At 55.0% G+C, this 633-nt stretch carries 1 protein-coding gene; it reads left to right on the top strand.

All coding sequences use genetic code 11. The features are described 5' to 3' along the window. Positions 1-633, top strand: a 633-nt coding sequence (locus L693_RS0107920) for an IS30 family transposase (RefSeq protein ID WP_025716799.1), incomplete at both ends; no start/stop codon positions are given.

Genomic DNA, 633 nt, shown 5'->3' with positions numbered 1-633 from the left:
AGAAATCCTGCATCAGCAGGGGAAAAGTTCAAGAGCCATCGCTGAGGAGCTGGGGCGACATCATGCGACCATTTGCCGGGAAATTCGTCGGAATGCTGAGCTAGAGCCCTACGATGCACAGCGCTCCCAACATGCTTACGAGCAGCGCCGTAGAGCCTCTGTACCCCAAGGCAAATGGACAGAGGAACAAGCGGTAGAGCTCGAAGAGAAGTTGCATGCGACATGGTCACCTGAGCAGATCGTGGAGCGTTTTAGAGCAGAAGGCCAGCCCACCGTGTGCTGCAAAACCATCTATCGCTGGCTCTATGCAGGCCGCCTTGCCCAAGCGGACGTGAAGGTGCTACGACACAAAGGTAAACGGCAACAGCCTGCTGAAAAACGAGGGAAGTTTGCCGTGGGTAAGTCGATTTCCGAACGCCCCAAGGAGATCCGTTCCCGGGACACCTTTGGACACTGGGAGCTAGATACGGTGGTGTCTGGTCGTGGGAAAAGCAAAGGCTGTGTGGCAACCTTCATTGAACGGAAAACCCGTTTGTACACCGCGATTCAAATGCCCGATCGAACGGCATTGTCGATGGAGATTGCCTTTGGCGTAGCGGCTTCTCAGTACCCTGTTGGGGTGTTTCAAACAGC

It is taken from the genome of Paenibacillus sp. 1-18, assembly GCF_000520755.1.
GTDB classification, from domain to species: domain Bacteria; phylum Bacillota; class Bacilli; order Paenibacillales; family Paenibacillaceae; genus Paenibacillus; species Paenibacillus brasilensis.
Note: the sequence above shows the minus strand (reverse complement) of the source record. Positions and strands in the feature narration are given on the sequence as shown.